Annotated in this window: 13 protein-coding genes; 2 read left to right on the top strand and 11 right to left on the bottom strand. The window is 39.0% G+C overall.

Translation table 11 applies throughout. The features are described 5' to 3' along the window. Positions 1–6: 6 nt before the first annotated feature. The 9 genes from ilvC to ACH30E_RS00415 form a co-directional block, all read right to left on the bottom strand. The gene (gene ilvC, locus ACH30E_RS00375) at positions 7–1,077 is read right to left on the bottom strand and encodes a ketol-acid reductoisomerase (protein ID WP_490823154.1); all 1,071 of its coding nucleotides are present in this window, start codon (positions 1,075–1,077) and stop codon (positions 7–9) included. A gap of 38 nt (positions 1,078–1,115) precedes the next feature. After that, positions 1,116–1,706 (bottom strand): acetolactate synthase small subunit, encoded by a 591-nt coding sequence (gene ilvN, locus ACH30E_RS00380; protein WP_294993399.1) that lies wholly within the window; start codon positions 1,704–1,706, stop codon positions 1,116–1,118. 4 nt (positions 1,707–1,710) lie between these two features. Beyond that, complete coding sequence (gene ilvB / locus ACH30E_RS00385) at positions 1,711–3,447, bottom strand: biosynthetic-type acetolactate synthase large subunit (RefSeq protein ID WP_294993395.1); 1,737 nt, start codon at positions 3,445–3,447, stop codon at positions 1,711–1,713. Between the two features lie 26 nt (positions 3,448–3,473). Then, complete coding sequence (gene ilvD / locus ACH30E_RS00390) at positions 3,474–5,156, bottom strand: dihydroxy-acid dehydratase (RefSeq protein ID WP_490823155.1); 1,683 nt, start codon at positions 5,154–5,156, stop codon at positions 3,474–3,476. 4 nt (positions 5,157–5,160) lie between these two features. After that, complete coding sequence (locus ACH30E_RS00395; RefSeq protein ID WP_490823156.1) at positions 5,161–6,054, bottom strand: branched-chain amino acid transaminase; 894 nt, start codon at positions 6,052–6,054, stop codon at positions 5,161–5,163. Positions 6,055–6,418: 364 nt separating this feature from the next. Beyond that, entirely contained in the window at positions 6,419–7,531 is a 1,113-nt protein-coding gene (gene leuB, locus ACH30E_RS00400) for a 3-isopropylmalate dehydrogenase (RefSeq protein WP_490823157.1), read from the bottom strand. A gap of 19 nt (positions 7,532–7,550) precedes the next feature. After that, the gene (gene leuD, locus ACH30E_RS00405; protein WP_294993385.1) at positions 7,551–8,135 is read right to left on the bottom strand and encodes a 3-isopropylmalate dehydratase small subunit; all 585 of its coding nucleotides are present in this window, start codon (positions 8,133–8,135) and stop codon (positions 7,551–7,553) included. A gap of 46 nt (positions 8,136–8,181) precedes the next feature. Next, positions 8,182–9,582, bottom strand: coding sequence for a 3-isopropylmalate dehydratase large subunit (leuC, locus tag ACH30E_RS00410; protein ID WP_490823158.1), 1,401 nt, complete (start codon positions 9,580–9,582; stop codon positions 8,182–8,184). A gap of 69 nt (positions 9,583–9,651) precedes the next feature. Next, positions 9,652–10,818, bottom strand: coding sequence for a 2-isopropylmalate synthase (locus ACH30E_RS00415; RefSeq protein WP_294993380.1), 1,167 nt, complete (start codon positions 10,816–10,818; stop codon positions 9,652–9,654). A 213-nt stretch (positions 10,819–11,031) separates the two neighbouring features. Here ACH30E_RS00415 and ACH30E_RS00420 point away from each other — a divergent pair, with 213 nt between their 5' ends. Both ACH30E_RS00420 and ACH30E_RS00425 read left to right on the top strand, forming a co-directional pair. Beyond that, complete coding sequence (locus ACH30E_RS00420) at positions 11,032–12,579, top strand: hypothetical protein (protein ID WP_294993377.1); 1,548 nt, start codon at positions 11,032–11,034, stop codon at positions 12,577–12,579. 27 nt (positions 12,580–12,606) lie between these two features. After that, positions 12,607–14,190 (top strand): amidohydrolase family protein, encoded by a 1,584-nt coding sequence (locus ACH30E_RS00425; RefSeq protein ID WP_294993374.1) that lies wholly within the window; start codon positions 12,607–12,609, stop codon positions 14,188–14,190. Positions 14,191–14,300: 110 nt separating this feature from the next. Here the strand turns inward: ACH30E_RS00425 and ACH30E_RS00430 are convergent, their stop codons facing one another. Together ACH30E_RS00430 and ACH30E_RS00435 are read right to left on the bottom strand one after the other, a co-directional pair. Next, entirely contained in the window at positions 14,301–16,520 is a 2,220-nt protein-coding gene (locus ACH30E_RS00430) for a PAS domain S-box protein (protein WP_294993371.1), read from the bottom strand. A 92-nt stretch (positions 16,521–16,612) separates the two neighbouring features. Beyond that, a complete protein-coding gene (locus ACH30E_RS00435) occupies positions 16,613–18,478 on the bottom strand; it encodes a PAS domain-containing sensor histidine kinase (RefSeq protein WP_490823159.1) in 1,866 nt (621 codons plus the stop codon). Positions 18,479–18,519 lie beyond the last annotated feature (41 nt).

An 18,519-nucleotide genomic window follows, 5' to 3' on the forward strand; every position in this document is an offset into this window, starting at 1 on the left:
CAATTATTAAGCTTCTGCGACTTCTGCCACCTTCTGGTTTTCCGGACGAAGGCTTCTTACTGTTTTACCAGCCTGCCACAGCTCGCTATCACGTAGCTCTTTCAGCTCTTCTTCCAGTTTTTCACGGTAATCTGGTTTACTGTTGCTTTCAATAGATTTTGCTGCTTCTTTTCCTGCTGCTACACTCTCATATAATTCAGTGAAAACAGGCAGGGTAGCATCTCTGAATTTTTTCCACCAGTCTAATGCTCCGCGTTGTGCAGTGGTTGAACAGTTTGCATACATCCAATCCATTCCGTTTTCAGCAACCAATGGCATCAAGGATTGGGTAAGTTCTTCTACTGTTTCATTAAAGGCTTCAGAAGGTGAGTGACCCTTTGAGCGAAGCACCTGATATTGAGCTGCAAATATTCCCTGAATAGCACCCATCAGTGTACCTCTTTCTCCTGTTAAATCACTGTATACTTCTTTTTTGAAATCTGTTTCAAATAAATAACCACTACCGATGGCTATACCAAGCGCCGCAACTCTTTCAAACGCACGACCCGTTGCATCCTGAAAAATAGCGTAGCTACTATTTAATCCTCGCCCTTGTAAGAACATACGACGTAATGATGTGCCTGATCCTTTTGGTGCTACCAGGAATACATCTACATCTGCAGGTGGAACAATTCCTGTTTGCTCTTTATAGGTTACTCCAAAGCCGTGAGAGAAATACAAGGCTTTTCCGGGTGTAAGGTATTTTTGTACTGTTGGCCATAATTTAATCTGTGCTGCATCACTGAGCAGGTAACAAATAATTGTTCCGCGTTCCAGCGCTTCTTCGATTTCAAACAATGTTTCTCCAGGTATAAAACCATCGCGAACAGCTTTATCCCAGCTTTTGGAATTTTTACGCTGTCCTACGATAACATTGATGCCGTTCTCTTTTTGGTTCAATGCCTGACCTGGACCCTGAACACCATAACCAATTACGGCCACAGTTTCATTTTTTAAAACTTCTTGTGCTTTCTCGAGTGGAAACTCTTCGCGGGTAACTACATTCTCTTCTACGCCGCCGAAATTTAATTTTGCCATGATGTTTGTTTTATAAGTTTTTATGGTGGTTATTATTATTACATTGTAAATACTTCTTCTCTTTTACCCAGGTACTCATTCTCAATGACTTCCTCACCCGGATCACGGGCTTCGAACTCTTTTATTTTTTCATGGAATCCTCTGCTTGCTTTAATAATGGCTACCCTGGCACTTCTTACAAATTCTATCAGTCCATGGGGTTCTAAAACAGCGATCAGCTTATTGGTTTCTTCCCGATGACCACTGGTTTCGAAAATGGTATAATCTTTCCTGATTACCACCGCCCTTGCACCATACTCGCGCAGTAATCGTTCTACTTTTACTTTTTCCGCAATTTCATCGGTTGATACTTTATACAGGGCAAGCTCCTGCCAAACGATTTCGTCATTGGTATTGTAGTATGCTTTTAAAACTTCAACCTGTTTTTCAATTTGTCGAACAAGTTTTCTAACCACTTCCTCCAATTCATCAATTACAATAGTAAATCGATGTATTCCTTCTACTTCAGAAGGTGAAGTATTCAGGCTTTCGATATTTATTTTTCTTCTGGAGAAAATAATAGCAATACGATTCAAGAGACCAATATGGTTCTCGGTATATACGGTTATGGTAAATTCCTGTTTATTCATACAATTATTTTAATCTGATTTCACTTACACTACAACCCTGTGGCACCATTGGGAATACATTGTTTTCTTTTCCTACCATTACTTCAAGCAGGTAAGATCCATCATGTTGCAACATTGCTTCGAGTGCGGGTTTCAATTGTTCGCGTTGATTCACTGAATTACCAGCTATTCCATACCCTTTAGCAACCATTACATAATCTGGGCTGGCTATATCAACGAAAGAGTAGCGTTTATCGTGAAATAATTGCTGCCACTGACGAACCATACCCAGAAATTGATTATTAAGGATCAATATTTTGACATCGATTCCTGTTTGCATGATGGTGCCTAATTCCTGAATAGTCATTTGTACACCCCCATCTCCGATTACTGCAACTACGGTACGAGATGGTGCGCCAAATTTTGCCCCGATCGCTGCAGGTAGCGCAAACCCCATGGTACCTAATCCACCGGATGTAATATTGCTTCTTGTTTCATTAAAGCGTGCATATCTGCATGCAACCATTTGGTGCTGACCAACATCACTTACAACGATAGCATTTCCGCCGGTTAGTTCATTAAGCACCCGAATTACTTCACCCATCGTCATCTGTTCTGTATCGGGATGTAATTCATCAAATATTACCTGTGTTTCTTCTTCCTGCTGAAAGGTTTTAAATTTCTCCACCCACTGCGGATAAACTTTGGCCTGTACCAGTTTCGTAAGTAATGGCAAGGTTTCTTTGCAATCACCCCAAACGCCAACTGTTGCTTTTACATTCTTATCAATTTCAGAGGGGTCGATATCGAGGTGAATTATTTTAGCCTGTTTTGCATATTTATCCAGACGTCCAGTAACCCGATCATCAAAACGCATACCGATGGCAATCAGTACATCGCATTCATTCGTCATAACATTTGGACCATAGTTTCCATGCATACCCAACATCCCCATATTCAACGGATGATCTGTTGGCAGAGCACTAAGTCCTAGTATTGTCCAAGCTGCAGGTATACCTGATTTTTCGATAAAGCATTTAAATTCCTTTTCAGCCTTTCCGAGTATCACACCTTGACCAAATACCACAAAAGGTTTTTCTGCTGCATTAATAAGTTTAGCTGCTTCTTCAATAAATTCATTCCGAACGATTGGCTTTGGCCGATAGCTTCTAATATGATTACACTTGTTATAACCATTATAGACAAATTTTTGGAGCTGTGCATTTTTGGTGATATCAATCAATACAGGGCCAGGCCTGCCACTTTTTGCTATATAAAATGCTTTAGCCAATACTTCGGGAATTTCTTCCGCATCAGTAATCTGGTAGTTCCATTTAGTAACCGGAGCAGTAATGTTTATCACATCTGTTTCCTGAAATGCATCGGTACCTAGCAGATGAGCAAATACCTGCCCGGTAATACATACCAAAGGTGTACTGTCAATTTGCGCATCAGCCAATCCTGTTACCAGATTGGTTGCACCAGGACCACTCGTAGCAAATACCACTCCTACTTTCCCCGAGGAACGTGCATATCCTTGTGCTGCGTGAATACCGCCTTGTTCATGTCTGACCAATACATGCTTTAGTTTTTCATGGTAGTCGTATAACGCATCATATATAGGCATTATCGCTCCACCCGGGTATCCAAAAACAGTATCCACACTTTCAGCAATGAATGCTTCCAGTACTGCCTGAGAGCCACTTAATGTGGTGGTTTCTGTTTGTTTTGCAGAGGTTTTAACCAATTCGGCTGCTTCCATTTTATTTCAGTTATAAATGTTATTCATTATAGTTCATCAGTTACACAACCTTCGGACGCATCTTTTACTACCTGAGCATATTTAAACAATACGCCCTTTCGTGCATTCAATGAAGGCTTTGCCCACTGCCTTCTTCTTTCTGTCAATATTGATTCAGTCACTTTTAGTGTCATCTTTTTTGTGGCTACATTGATTTCTATCATATCGTCATCCTGCACCAATGCAATAAGTCCGCCGTCATAAGCTTCCGGTGTAATATGGCCTACCACAAAACCATGGGTGCCGCCACTAAATCTTCCGTCTGTTATTAATGCAACAGATTTCCCCAATCCTGCACCGATTATGGCTGATGTAGGTTTCAGCATTTCCGGCATTCCCGGTCCACCCTTTGGACCAACATATCGTATTACAACCACATCTCCTTTTTTGATCTTTCCAGTATTAATGCCATCGATCAAAGCATGTTCTCCATCGAATACCCTTGCAGGTCCTTCAAATAATTCTCCCTCTTTCCCACTGATCTTTGCAACACTTCCTTTTTCAGCCAGATTACCATATAATACTTGCAGGTGACCTGTTTGCTTGACAGGATTTTCGAGTGGCAGGATAATTTTTTGTGCCTCAAAATTTAATTCAGGTGCATCTACCAGATTTTCGGCCAATGTTTTCCCGGTAACGGTTAAACAATCACCATGTAACATCCCTTTTTGCAACAGGTATTTCATCACGGCTGGCAAACCACCGTATTGGTGCAAGTCTTGCATCAGGTATTTACCGCTTGGTTTAAAATCTGCCAATACAGGAATACGGTCGCTTATGTGCTGAAAATCATCCTGGGTAAGTGCTACATCAACTGCTTTTGCCATTGCTATTAAGTGCAATACAGCATTGGTGCTTCCACCCAACACCATGATCACCGTAATAGCATTTTCAAAAGCTTTACGGGTCATGATATCTTTTGGTTTGATATCCAGTTCAAGCAAATGGCGAATTGCTTTACCTGCCTCAAGACATTCCTGTTTCTTCTCGTCACTTAATGCAGGATTAGAGGAAGAATAAGGAAGGCTCATTCCTAATGCTTCTATAGCAGATGCCATGGTATTAGCGGTATACATGCCGCCACAGGCTCCTGCACCAGGACAAGCATGTTGCACAATGCCTTTAAAATCTGCTTCTGATAAGTCTCCGGCAATTTTTTGACCAAGTGCCTCAAAAGCAGAAACGATATTTAAGTCTTGTCCTTTATAATGACCGGGTGCAATTGTTCCTCCATATACCATTATGGCAGGTCTGTTTAATCTACCCATTGCTATAAGTGAACCGGGCATATTTTTATCGCAACCTGGCAGAGCGATAATACCATCATAATATTGTGCACCACAAACAGCTTCAATTGAATCAGCAATAATATCTCTGCTTACCAATGAATAACGCATACCATCGGTTCCATTACTCATTCCATCACTTACACCAATAGTATTAAAAATGAGGCCTACCAGATCATTATCCCAAACACCTTGTTTTACCAGTTTGGCAAGATCATTCAAGTGCATGTTACAGGTGTTACCATCATAACCCATACTCACCACGCCTACCTGTGCTTTTTTCAGGTCTTCCTCTGTAAGACCAATGCCATAAAACATAGCCTGAGCAGCAGGTTGTGTTACATCCTGTGTAATTGCTTTGGAATATTTGTTGAGTTCCTTCATACTATTATGCTTCTACTGTTTCTCTTGTAAATGATTTTTCTAAAACCTTTGCTTTATAAGCCTGCTGTAACAGGCTTCCGTAACTATTTTCCCATGGTTGTGTAAAGTGTACTCCATCCATTGATTCCAATGCAACAACTTCAGCAGCCGTTCCGCAATAGAATGCACTGTCAGCTCCTCTCATTTCTTCTGGTGAACATTTCTTTTCTTGTACCGGTATTTGTAGTTCCTGGCACAGTTCCAATACCGTTGCTCTTGTAATGCCGGGTAAAATATTTCCTGCGGCTGGTGTATACAATACGCCATCTTTTTCAAAAAACACATTAGCACCAGGGCCTTCTGCTACATTGCCTTCTACATCTAGTAACAATGCTTCATCGTAGCCATTATCTTTTGCTTCCTGACAGGCAAGAATAGAATTTACATAGTGGCCGGATACTTTTGCATTTATCTTGAATCCTGAAGGATTTGGTCTTCGGTAAGAGGAGGTCATGATGCGCATCTGGTTACTCAGGTAGCCATTTGTCCATTCCCATGCTGTTATTGTCAAATAGCTTTCTTTCCCTTTAGAGAGAGACATATTGGGTGAGCATAGCACAACAGGTCGTATATAAGCATCACTGAAATTATTAAGCCTAAGTACTTCGTAGGATAATTCCGTTAAAGTATCTGTAGAAGTTTCGAATGGTATTCCCATAACTTCTGCGGAGTATCGAAGCCTGTCGTAGTGCTCTTTAGCTTTGAAAATTTTTGTGCCATTTTCTGTTTTATAAGACCTGATACCTTCAAATACGGCATAACCATAATGGAGCGATTGACTATACAGATCGATCTTTGCATCTTTTGCATTCAGGAATTCCCCATTAAAGTAAAGTACCGTAGACTCGCCGTAATACATATTGTTTGTTTTGTTGTAAATAAAAAAGCCCCGCCTTTTGGAGGCGGGGCTGTATGCTTATTCGTTTTTTTATAGTTACATAAGGGCTCCTCCTCCAGTTAGTGCGGGAATAATAATAATGACAACCACAATAATAATCGTGTTGATGCTGTTGACAATATTGATTCCGTTTCTTAACATAGAGTGGTACTCTTGAAAAACGAAGATAGTCCCACCTCTCGAAAAAACAAAGAACTCTGTTATTTATTTTTAAAACCATTTGTCATTTAGCGAACAAGCGTTTGTTATCACTGGTTCATAAACAACAAGTGCGGCGCATACCATGGGTATTTTGCCGCACTTCTTTAACCTTTTTATTTAACTACTAAATAATCGTTGATTTATTTAGGCTGGTATTTGTTTCTATTTCAGCTCCCTTATTTCTTTCTATATGATCTGCTATCAGATCGCCAATAGCAGTGGTTGAATAATTATTAATTGGATCTATATCTTTTGAAACAAACCCATTTACCAGTGTCCACTCTACAGCCTGCCTAACCGCCGTTGCTTCCTGTTGAAGCCCAAAATGGTCTAAAAGCATTGCTGCTGAAAGTATTGATCCTAAAGGGTTTGCGATATCTTTTCCTGCTGCCTGCGGGTATGATCCGTGAATAGGTTCAAACAATGCAACCGTATTACCAACTGAAGCAGAGGGTAATAATCCCAAAGATCCACTTAATACACTTGCCTCATCGCTGATGATATCGCCAAACATGTTTTCAGTCAGTATCACATCGAATTGCGCCGGATTTAGAATAATCTGCATTGCAGCATTATCTACAAACATATAATCAACACTTACTTCAGGATATTGGGCACTTATCTCTTGAACTACTTTTCTCCAAAGTCTGGATGTTTCCAGGACGTTGGCTTTATCTACCAGTGTAAGTTTATTTCTTCTTTTTTTTGCGTATTGAAATGCAAGTTGCGCTATTCGTTCAATTTCTTCTACTGAATAAGTGCACTCATCTACTGCAACTTTACCGTCTTCCTGTAATGATTTTTTCCCGAAATAAATACCGCCTGTAAGTTCTCTGAAGATGACAAAATCAACATTTTCCAATTGCTTTGCCTTAAGTGGCGACATGTGTTGCAAAGCTTTGTAGGTATCGATGGGCCTTATATTAGCATACAGCTGGAGCACTTTTCTAAGTTTCAATAATCCTTGTTCTGGCCTCACTTTCGCTGCCGGATCATTATCATACTTTGGGTCTCCGATTGCACCAAATAATATTGCATCGCTTTGCAAACAGGTTTCAATGGTGGTGTCGGGTAATGGATTTCCTGTTTGGTCAATAGCAATAGCGCCCATCACGGCATAGTGGTAATCGAACTGATGACCAAATCGTTTGGCTATTGCATCCAATACTTTTACGGATTGGTTGGTTACTTCTGGACCAATACCATCTCCTGGAATTACGGCAATCTTTTTATTCATGGCTCGGGTAGTTTATTGTTTATATGCGTTCCTTTTCAAATTGTTCGATTTCCTGTTTAATGCTAATCAGGTAATCTATATCGTCATATCCGTTCAACAGACATGTTTTTTTGTAATTGTTTATATCAAACGATGCTGTCTCTCCGGTACCATCAATAGTTATCGTTTGGGCTGCAAGGTCAATCGTTAAAGTTGAAGTAGCGGGTTGTGCAAAAATCTGTTGCAGAAATGCTTCTGTTACTGTAACAGGCAGCAATCCATTATTCAGGGCATTGTTTTTAAAAATGTCAGCAAAAAAGCTGGAAACAACTGCTGCAAATCCATAGTCTTTGATGGCCCATGCTGCATGCTCTCTGGATGAACCACAACCAAAATTTTTACCGGCTACCAAAATTTCACCTGAATATATCGTCTGGTTCAACACAAAGTCTGCTTTGGGTTGTTGTTCATCATCATTTGAATAACGCCAGTCACGAAATAAATTCTTACCAAATCCATCCCTTGTTGTAGCTTTTAAAAAGCGTGCTGGAATAATCTGATCCGTGTCAACATTTTCGATGGTTACCGGAACGAATCTGCTATGTATGGTTGTTACTTTATTCATTTTTAAATTTTGCGTTTCTTACTACCAGTCAACGGCAGTCAGAACCTTATATTAATTCCCGAACATCTGTTACTACTCCTGTAATGGCCGCTGCTGCTGCTGTAAGCGGACTTGCCAGTAAGGTTCTTGCACCTGCTCCTTGTCTTCCTTCAAAGTTTCTGTTGCTGGTACTGATACAATATTCTCCTGCTGGTATTTTATCTTCATTCATACCAAGACAGGCACTGCATCCTGCCTGACGAATTTCAAAACCAGCTTCTTTAAATATTTTATCCAATCCCTCAGCCTGCACCTGCTTGGATACCTGTTGTGAACCAGGTACAATCATTACCTGCACCTGTTCATGTTTTTTGCGACCTTTTACCAATGAAGCTACCATACGGAGGTCTTCAATTCTTGAATTGGTACAACTACCAATAAAAACATGCTGTACAGGCATTCCCAATAATGGTTTACCACTTTCCAGACCCATGTATTGCAAAGCCTTGATTATATTGTTTCTTTCTCCTTCATCCGGAATAGTTTCCGCAACTGGCACAGCGCCATTGATGGCGATACCGAGGCCAGGATTCGTACCATAGGTAATCATAGGTTCAATTTCTCCGGCATTGATATTTATTTCAAGGTCGAATTTTGCATCAGCATCACTGTATAGTTCTTTCCATTCCAACAGTTTTGCTTCCCATTGATCACCTGAGGGTACAAACTGTCTGCCTTTCATGTAGTTAAATGTAACTTCATCAGGGGCAATCATTCCGCCACGTGCGCCCATTTCAATACTCATATTACAGATCGTCATCCTGGCTTCCATGGATAAATCCCTTATAGCCGATCCTGCATATTCAACAAAATATCCAGTAGCTCCGCTGGCTGATATTTTTGAAATGATGTACAGAATAATATCTTTTGATACAACCCCCATATTCAATGCCCCATCAATATTAATACGCATCAATTTAGGTTTGCTTTGCATCAGACATTGAGAAGCAAATACCATTTCCACCTCACTGGTTCCGATACCAAACGCAATAGCACCAAATGCGCCGTGTGTAGAAGTGTGGCTATCGCCGCATACAATCGTCATACCTGGCTGGGTTATGCCAAGTTCCGGCCCGATTACATGTACAATACCCTGAAATGGATGTCCAAGTCCGTATAATTCGATATGATGCTTTTTGCAGTTTTCAATAAGCTGCTGCACCTGAATACGAGATAACTCATCTTTTATAGGAAGGTGTTGATTCAGGGTTGGCACATTATGATCTGCTGTTGCTACAACCTGGTCTGGCCTGAAAACAGAAAGCCCCCTTTTTTCGATGCCTTTAAAAGCTTGGGGACTTGTTACTTCATGAATGAAGTGTTTATCAATATACAATACAGACGGTCCTCCGTCAATTTGTTTGACAACATGTTTGTCCCAAATTTTTTCAAATAATGTCTTTGCCATACAATTTTTAAAATTGCCTGGCATTAATATGCCAGGCTGAAAAACTAAAACTATGCTGATGAGAAAATCCTATGCTATTGCAGGCTCTTGTTTATATGCCTGAGCCATTGCATGCAGATCACTTTCCTCTACTTCTTTTTTTCTATCTGCTACCTGTAAAAAAGACTGATACAAAACATCAATATCATTTCTGTTATACTGATAACCTAATTTTTGAAAACGGTGTGCCAGGGCACTTCTTCCACTTCTTGCTGTTAAAACAATTTTACTTCCTTCAGCTCCTACTTCTTCCGGATTAATAATTTCGTAAGTCTGTGCATCTTTCAGGAACCCATCCTGGTGAATACCTGAAGAATGCGAAAATGCATTAGCACCAACAATCGCTTTATTTGGCTGAACTGGCATACGCATAACATCAGACACTTCTCTGCTGATAGGATTTAATTGTTGCGACTGAACATTTGTATAAAAGCCAAGGTCTTTATGTTGTTGAAGAATCATTACTACTTCTTCCAATGAAGTGTTTCCTGCTCTTTCTCCCAATCCATTAATGGTACATTCTATTTGTCTGGCACCACTAATTACACCAGCAATGGCATTTGCAGTTGCTAGTCCAAGATCATTATGGCAGTGACAGGATATTACTGCACGATCGATATTAGATACATTGTTTTTCAGGTAAGCTATTTTTTCACCGTATTGGTGAGGCAGGCAATAACCAGTAGTATCAGGAATATTTACCACTGTTGCACCAGCAGCTATTACAGCTTCGATTACCCTTGCAAGGTATTCATTAGAAGTACGGCCTGCGTCTTCAGCGTAAAATTCAACATCATCGGTAAAATTCCTTGCCCATTTTACAGCTTGTACTGCTCTTGCCAGTATTTCATCCTGGGTAGCATTAAATTTAGCTTTTATATGGTAATCTGAAGTACCGATTCCGGTATGTATACGTGGACGTTTGGCATATTTTAAAGCCTGGGCCGCTACTTCAATGTCTTTTTGAACTGCACGACTTAACCCACAAACTGTAGCTGTTTTAACTGCTTTTGCTATTTGTTCTACTGATTCAAAATCGCCAGGAGAAGAAATCGGGAAACCGGCTTCAATTATATCAACACCCAATGCTTCCAGTTTGAGTGCCAATTCCAGTTTTTCCTTTGTATTGAGTTTACAACCTGGAACCTGCTCACCATCGCGTAATGTGGTATCGAAAATATAAACCTGCTGACCCATTCCCTGTTCTTTTTATAGTTTGGATAAAAAAGCAAGCTGTATGATTTTGTTAACGATTGCCTGTATTAACAAACCATCAGCCTGCTTATCTTCGAATTTATAAGACTTATAAAGGCCAAACAGATCAAAATTGATGTTATTTTACACTGTATAAAGGGCTTATAATCGATCGAAACCATTGATAATAAAGGATTTTTGTAAGTACGAATTACCATGCCTAACCGAAGTACAGACACGCTTTTTCAACTGATTCAGTCGCTCGAAACGGCCGAAAAAAGGCATTTTAAGCTCCATATGAAAAGCCATTCCACCGGTTCTGGAGATTTAAAAGTGGTGCAATTGTTCGATGCTTTGGATAAAATGAAGCAGTATGATGAAGATTTGCTGCTAAAAAAACACCCCGGCATTCAAAAACAGCAGCTTTCAAATTTGAAAGCCAGATTATACCAGGAAGTATTAACCTCTCTCCGCTCATTAAAAAAAGAAGAAAATATTGATCTTCAGTTACATGAGCAATTAGATTTTGCCCGACTACTTTACAACAAAGGTTTATACCTGCAGAGTTTGAAAGTGCTGGACAAAATAAAAGACATGGCCCGTAACCATCAGCAGGTTACTTATATACTACAAGTAATAATACTCGAGAAAAAAATAGAGGCATTGCATATTACCAGAAGTATGCAAGACAGGGCAGAAAAACTAAGCGCGGAATCAGAAGAAATTAATGGAAGACTAAAATTGATCGGACAGTTATCTGATCTATCCCTTCGTTTATATAGTTGGTACATACAAAATGGACATGTTAGAAATGACCAGGACAGAGCTGAAGTTGACCATATTTTTGATCAGGGCTTATTAGAACAGGTTAAAAGTTGCGATGGGTTTTATGAAAAATTATACCGTTATCAATGTTATTGTTGGTATGGTTTTATTGTACAGGATTTCTTGCTGTATTACAGGTATTGCCAGAAATGGGTTGATCTTTTCAACGCCATGCCAAAGATGATCGAAGTTGAGACCGCTCATTATATCAAAGGCATGCATAACCTGTTGAGCGCACATTTTGATTTACGGAACCATAAAAAATTCGGAGAAACAATTCTTCAGTTTGAAAGATTTACCCTGGAACCTGTTGTTCAGCATAACCATAATAACCTTATACAAACCTTTCTATACCTCTATACGGCGAAGTTGAATAAACATTTTATGGAGGGCACATTTACAGAAGGCTTATCGCTTGTACCAGAAATAGAGGAGAAATTAAAAGAATACGAGATTTACCTCGACCGTCATCGCATCCTGGTTTTCTATTACAAATTCGCTTCCTTGTATTTTGGTTCGGGAAATCATGAAAAAAGTATTGATTACCTGAATAAAATCATCAACCTTAAAGTTGATCTTCGGACCGATTTACAATGTTATGCCCGCTTGCTGCACCTGATTGCACATTATGAATTAGGGAATTTCGACTTATTAGAATATTTGCTAAAATCTGTTTACCGGTTTATGGCAAAAATGCAAAACCTCAGCACTGTAGAGGTTGAAATATTTTCCTTTCTTAAACAGTCCTTTAAACTTACGCCCAGAAAATTAAAGCCCCAATTTGAAAACTTGCTTCAGAAATTAAAGCCCCTTGAGAAAAACAACCTGGAGAACAGAGCATTTATGTATCTGGATGTTATATCCTGGCTTGAAAGTAAGATTGAGGGAATACCGGTACAACAAGTTATCAGAGAGAAGTATTTGATTTCACAAACTTAAATTTATATTCATACTCAATTGCCGTTTATGAAGAAACTACTACTGCTTGCTTTTACCCTTCCGCTTATTTTAATTTCAGCTAAAGCTCAAATAACCAAAGCTCCTGAAGTTAAAGATGGAGATGGGCCTTACACACAGTTGATTATTCGTGGAATTACACTTATAAATGGAACTGGTGCTCCCCCCATGGGCCCAATAGATATTGTAATTGAAAACAATCGTATTGTGCAAATTCAGGGAGTAGGAAGTCCAGGCTTGCCTATTAATCAGAACAGAAGGCCTGCACTAAAAGCGGGTGGAAAAGAATTGAACTGCGAGGGCATGTACGCCCTTCCTGGTTTAATTGACATGCACGGTCATATCGGAGGAACCGCGCAAGGTACACCTGCGGAATATGTATTTAAGTTATGGATGGCCCATGGTATTACTACTATCCGCGACCCTTCAGCTGGAAATGGATTAGAATGGGTACTGGAACATAAAAGAAAAAGTGCAGCCAATACCATTACCGCTCCAAGAATACTTGCTTATACAGCATTCGGACAAGGTAATCGTGGCCCGATTACCAATGCGGAGCAAGCGCGTAACTGGGTTCGGGAGAATGCAAAAAAAGGCGCTGATGGCATTAAATTTTTTGGTGCATCTCCGGAAGTTATGGATGCGGCGATACGTGAAAATAAAGCTCTTGGACTTCGCTCTACTGCCCACCATGCACAAACAGATGTAGCAAGATGGAATGTGTTGAATTCAGCTAAGGCTGGTATGACTAGTATGGAACACTGGTATGGTTTGCCAGAGGCTTTATTCACAGATAAAACCATTCAAAATTATCCGCCTGACTATAATTATAACAATGAGCAACATCGCTTTGAAGAGGCTGGTAAATTATGGAAACAGGCTGCTGCGCCATATTCTGATCATTGGAACAAAGTAATGAATGAACTCATTTCACTTGACTTTACGCTTGACCCTACTTTCAACATCTATGAAGCAAATAGAGACCTCCATAGGGCCAGAAGAGCGGAGTGGCATGAAGATTATACATTACCTTCTCTTTGGAAATTCTATGAACCAAGCTACCAAAGTCATGGTTCATACTGGCATGAATGGGGAACAGAACAGGAAGTGGAATGGAAAAATAATTACAGGTTGTGGATGACTTTCATTAATGAATATAAAAACAGGGGAGGAAGGGTTACTGCAGGTTCAGATAATGGATTTATTTATCAAACCTATGGATTTGGCTATATACGTGAACTGGAATTATTAAGAGAAGCCGGGTTTCATCCTTTAGAGGTAATTCGTTCAGCAACATTATATGGTGCACAAGCATTGGGTATGGAAAAAGAAATTGGCAGCATTGAAGTTGGAAAACTTGCAGATATAATAATCGTTGATGCTAATCCATTAAAAAATCTACAGGTATTATATGGCACTGGTGCCATTGAATTGACAAAGGATAATAAGATTGTTCGAAAAGGAGGTGTACGGTTTACTATTAAGGATGGGATAGTATATGATGCAAAGAAACTTCTGTCTGATGTTAAGAAAATGGTTGATGTTGAAAAAGCTAAAAATGGCTGGAAACTTAAACAACCAGGAATAGAATAAAAGGATCGCTCTTATGGTCCATGGAATATCGACCATGGACCATACCCCTGATCGCTTCAACCCTAGATTTGTATTATATACAATTAGCCAAGGATATTTCTACAGGTTTTTTATTTATACAAAAGAATTTCGTTTGATACAGGAAATTTAATACGTACGGTACAACCTGAACCTGGAGCTGATTTAATTTCCATTTCTCCCGTATATAATTCTGTTCTGGTTTGGATATTATTTAAACCAATACCCTTTCTTTTTGAGGTTGGATCAAAACCTACTCCATCATCAATGATGGAAAGTTTAATCTCGGTATCGCGATATAGTTCAATAACCACCTGCTTTGCATTGGCATGCTTAATAATATTATTCATTTGCTCCTGTATAATCCGGAAAATATTCAGTTTAAACTCATAACTGATATCTTCTTCATAAAAATCATTGTAGAAAAAATCAAGGTGCATGGTATTAGTCACGAGTATGTCTTCGAGCAGGCCATCTATAGCTTTGCATAAACCAAAATCTTTGATCAGTGGTGTAACAAGTGCTTTAGATAATTTTCTGATTTCTTCAATAGCATTGTAAATAAATCCGGATGATTGTTTTAATAAGGCCTCTGCATTCTCGCTACCTTTTTCAACTGTTGCTATATACATCATAGCAACGGTAAGCTGTTGGTTTACATTATCGTGTAGTTCACGGCTAATTTCATAACGCTCTTTCTCCTGTACACGGATTACAGCTTCTGTTATTTCCTTTTGCTTGGCATTACGTTCATCCTCAAGTTTTTTCTCAAGTTTTATTTTATCTGTAATGTTATTAGCCAGTGCAATTACAGCTTTCCTGTTTTTAAACTCAATTTTTTGGGAAAATACTTCCATGAAAATTTGCTCACCATTCTTTCTAAGGTGTTTCCAGATAATACGCATAATCGTATCATTACCTGTAAAAGCAAACTTCTTTACAAACTCCTTATAACCGGGTATTTCTTCTTCATTTCTGAGGTTGAGCGTAGATAATTTCAGGAATTCGTCTCTTGTATAACCATATTCCCTTTGTGCAGTATCATTTACTTCCAGGATTTCAAAAGTATTAATATCCCATATGTAGATTGACATTGGGTTATTAAAAAACAGGTTACGGTATCTTTCTTCTGAAGCCCGAATAGCTTCTTCTGCTTTTTTCTTTTCTGTAACATCCCTTGAATTAGATACGATACCTTTTACTGCAGGATCGTCCAGTAAATTGGTTAATTTGGTTTCGAGCCAGCGCCATTCACCCTCTTTATTTTTAAAACGGAAATATTGAATTTCATGGTAATCAGTTTGTTTAATAATCTCAAACTGCCTCCTGATTTCCTCAATTTCATCAGGATGAATAAATTCAAATGTACTTTTCCCAACAATTGAATCTAAAGAGAAGCCAAGTACATGCTCAACACTTGGGCTTGCGAAAGTGAACACACCTTTTTTGTCCAGAATCTTAATCATATCTGATCCATTCTGAACTAATGAACGAAACCTTCTTTCACTATTTACAACCTGTAACTCAGCTAGTTTTCTTTCAGTAATATCCTGCATTGAGCCAATCATTCTGATGGCCTTATTGTTTTTGTATATCAGGTATCCTTTATCCAGTATATAAGCATAAGTGCCATCGGCCTTCTTAAATCTGTATTCATCATTCCACAATTCGTTTCCGGTACCATTACAAGCCGTCAATAATCTTTGTACTACACTATCTCGTTCTTCTTCCAGAATTTTAGAAGACCAAAATTCAAAATCACTTTCGTCATCTGGTAGTTCATACCCAAAAAGTCTTTTCAAACTTTCACCTGCCCATAATATTCTTTTGGTCTCCAGATTCATATCCCATACTACATCGTTAGTAGCTTTTGTAACAAATTTGTATCGCTCATTGCTTTCCCTGAGGTTTTCCTGACTTTTTTTCCTTTCAATACTATACTGTATTGATTTATCGAGTAGTTTTTCATCAAACTCGCCTTTTATAAGGTAATCCTGTGCGCCGCTTGCCATGGTTTCAAGAGCAACTTCCATGTCAATAAGGCCCGTAAGTACAATTATAGGTATTGAAGCCGCATATTCATTAATGGATTCATAAGATTGTAGTCCATTACTATCTGGCAAACTCAGATCCAATAAAACGAGGTTGACGTTTTCATTTTGTAAGGTTTTAATTGCATCAGTTGAATTTAAAACTTTGATTAATCGCCCAATAGGTATTGAAGATGACTTTAACAGTTCTTCCAGGAGGAACAGGTCGCCGGGGTTGTCTTCTACGATCAATATGGTCAATGCTTGATTGCTTTCAGACATGAGCGTTCAATTGATGAGTACAAATTCCTAAACGATGAACACGGAGAATAAACAAGATACTAAACATTTTAAGAAATAAATATTTTCCAGGGCTATATTCGCTTGGCCAGGGTAAAATAAAACGAACTTCCCTTTCCAGGCGCTGATTCCACCCATATTCTGCCACCATGTCGTTCAACAATTTTCTTGCATACCGCCAAGCCAATACCCGTTCCCCCATATTCGGTTCTACTGTGTAACCGGTGAAAAATAACAAATATTTTTTCATGAAACATAGGGTCTATTCCAATACCATTGTCTTTTATGACGAATTGATGATCTGTTTCTTTTTCTTCGTAGCTTATCTCTATTTCAGGAGCCTGATCGCTATGGTATTTTAAGCCATTGGATACCAGGTTCTGGAAAAGTTGAAACAGCTGGGTTTTGTTGGCTTTTACAACCGGCATTTTGTTAACCCGTATGATAGCGTTGGTTTCTTCACAGGTTTTGGTGAACATTTCCTGTAGTTCACCCAGCAATACATTAAGATCTACTTCCTGAAATACTTCCACACTTGATCCTACCCTTGAATAATCGAGTAAATCCATTATCAACACTTTCATTCGCTCGGCACCATCAATGGCAAAATGAATATACTGATCGGCAGTGGCATCAATTTTATCTTTGTAGCGTTTCTGAAACAACTGTAAAAAACTGGTAATCATTCGCAAGGGTTCCTGTAAGTCATGCGATGCCACATAAGCAAACCTTTCCAGTTCAACATTTGAATTAGCCAGTTCCTCTGCCCTTTTCTTCATCCGGTTGTTTAATTCAAGCAACAAAGCTTCTGATTCTTTACGTTGAGACACATCCTGTGTTGCGCCAATCATTCTTACCGGCTTTCCATCTTCAGAGCGAATGATATAGCCTTTATCAAAGACGTATGCATAAGTGCCATCTTTCCTTTGAAACCTATATTCATCCTCCCAGTATAATTCTCTGGTCTGGAAAAGAATAGCCGTTCTTTTTTCAATCATGTTTCCCAGATCATCAGGATGAACCCTCTTGGTCCAAAATTGCTGGTCATTTTCCGCTTCACTTAACTCATACCCGAACATCGTTTTCAATCCATCTCCCACCCGAAACACTTTATCATTTTCGATATCCCAGTCCCAAATAGCATCATTTGTTGCTTTCGTTGCATAGAAGAATCGTTCATTTGCCTTTAATAAGGCTGCTTCTTTTTCTTTTGCAGCTGTTACATCATGAATATTAATGATAATGCCGGTGACTGTTCCATTATCGTAAATAGGCGCATACCGGATTTCCACAATAACCTTGGGATGTTGATCTGTAGGCGGAATTTCAACCGTGTTGTTACGAACCGCTCCATTTAAAACATCAGCGTATAATTCCTTTAGATATGCTACCCGCTCCGGACTTGCACTATCAAGAATTGATTTTCCTCTTTCAAAAGGAACTCCAAGTAGCTTTTTGGATTTTTCTTCTGTTGCTTTATTGAAATTAATAATCTTGAGGTCTTTATCCAGAACAATAAAAAGCTCGTCAGTATTATTCATCACCACCCGCATGTTCATCTCTAATTCATCTAACTGCTTTTCCTTTTTCTTTAACTCTGTGATATCGTGAATAATGGTAAATGTTTTAGGATTATCGGAGGATTCATTAAATAACACTGAAGAAACCCAGATTGGAAATTTCTCACCATTACTTTTTATTCCAATCAATTCACAGGTAACTTTTCCCTTTTCTTCCCTTATTTTAAGGTACTCTTCTAATCCAGGGGAAGCGAGATCAATAATTTGTTTTCGTTCCACCCCTTTTATTTCCTCCAGGGTATATCCGAACATTTCACAGGCAGCACTATTTGCATCATAAACAAAACCATTTATGTCGGTAAGAAAGAAAGCATCAAGCGCATTCTCAATCATAGCTCGATAAACACCTGATTCAATCATTGGGCACAACTTTATTTAAAAAGGACAATATATCGTCAAAC

The organism is Sediminibacterium sp. FW305-C-61 (assembly GCF_058231065.1).

What these genes read in the sequence shown, in the direction of transcription:
- leuC (WP_490823158.1), bottom strand. Translation starts at nt 9,582, where the DNA reads ATGGCAAAGACATTATTTGAAAAAATTTGGGACAAACATGTTGTCAAA.
- ACH30E_RS00435 (WP_490823159.1), bottom strand. Translation starts at nt 18,478, where the DNA reads ATGATTGAATCAGGTGTTTATCGAGCTATGATTGAGAATGCGCTTGAT.
- ilvC (WP_490823154.1), bottom strand. Translation starts at nt 1,077, where the DNA reads ATGGCAAAATTAAATTTCGGCGGCGTAGAAGAGAATGTAGTTACCCGC.
- ACH30E_RS00430 (WP_294993371.1), bottom strand. Translation starts at nt 16,520, where the DNA reads ATGTCTGAAAGCAATCAAGCATTGACCATATTGATCGTAGAAGACAAC.
- ACH30E_RS00425 (WP_294993374.1), top strand. Translation starts at nt 12,607, where the DNA reads ATGAAGAAACTACTACTGCTTGCTTTTACCCTTCCGCTTATTTTAATT.
- ACH30E_RS00395 (WP_490823156.1), bottom strand. Translation starts at nt 6,054, where the DNA reads ATGTATTACGGCGAGTCTACGGTACTTTACTTTAATGGGGAATTCCTG.
- leuD (WP_294993385.1), bottom strand. Translation starts at nt 8,135, where the DNA reads ATGAATAAAGTAACAACCATACATAGCAGATTCGTTCCGGTAACCATC.
- ilvN (WP_294993399.1), bottom strand. Translation starts at nt 1,706, where the DNA reads ATGAATAAACAGGAATTTACCATAACCGTATATACCGAGAACCATATT.
- ACH30E_RS00420 (WP_294993377.1), top strand. Translation starts at nt 11,032, where the DNA reads ATGCCTAACCGAAGTACAGACACGCTTTTTCAACTGATTCAGTCGCTC.
- ACH30E_RS00415 (WP_294993380.1), bottom strand. Translation starts at nt 10,818, where the DNA reads ATGGGTCAGCAGGTTTATATTTTCGATACCACATTACGCGATGGTGAG.
- ilvD (WP_490823155.1), bottom strand. Translation starts at nt 5,156, where the DNA reads ATGAAGGAACTCAACAAATATTCCAAAGCAATTACACAGGATGTAACA.
- leuB (WP_490823157.1), bottom strand. Translation starts at nt 7,531, where the DNA reads ATGAATAAAAAGATTGCCGTAATTCCAGGAGATGGTATTGGTCCAGAA.
- ilvB (WP_294993395.1), bottom strand. Translation starts at nt 3,447, where the DNA reads ATGGAAGCAGCCGAATTGGTTAAAACCTCTGCAAAACAAACAGAAACC.